Origin of the sequence: Methylobacterium sp. E-046 (assembly GCF_022829625.1) — a bacterium.
GTDB classification, from domain to species: domain Bacteria; phylum Pseudomonadota; class Alphaproteobacteria; order Rhizobiales; family Beijerinckiaceae; genus Methylobacterium; species Methylobacterium longum.
This window is the reverse complement of record NZ_JAKSYP010000105.1, coordinates 1-361: the sequence shown is the minus strand read 5'-3', so window position 1 is coordinate 361 and position 361 is coordinate 1. Positions and strand designations below refer to the sequence as shown.

Annotated in this window: 1 protein-coding gene; it reads left to right on the top strand. The window is 56.8% G+C overall.

The features are described from left to right. Positions 1 to 35 precede the first annotated feature (35 nt). Entirely contained in the window at positions 36 to 239 is a 204-nt protein-coding gene (locus MKK82_RS09540; RefSeq protein ID WP_243985463.1) for a hypothetical protein, read from the top strand. Positions 240 to 361: the final 122 nt, after the last annotated feature.

Below are 361 nucleotides of genomic sequence, written 5' to 3'. Positions count from 1 at the left end.
ACCTCTGCCGCATCTGCAGCGGTGCGGAGTATGCCGTGTACAATCCCTTTTTCTCGTCGCTGATGCTCGCAATCGAGGCTCAGCGGGTCATCGAGCTACGGCTAGTGCGCCTCGCCTGGGGCGGCCGCGAGGGCCGGGCCGCGATTCAGTCGATGGTGACCGAGAAGGTGCATGCTGCTGGCGAGGCCATGACGACGCTGATGTTCGGCGGCTCACCTGGCTGTCTTGGCTCTTTCTGATAGTGCAACGACAGTGATCTAAATTGTGGATCGGCTTTCCATTAACGATCCCATCCGAACAGACTGCATACTTTAAGGCCGCAGTAAACCTATTCGTCGTTAGTCCAAATCGCCTTCTTTTT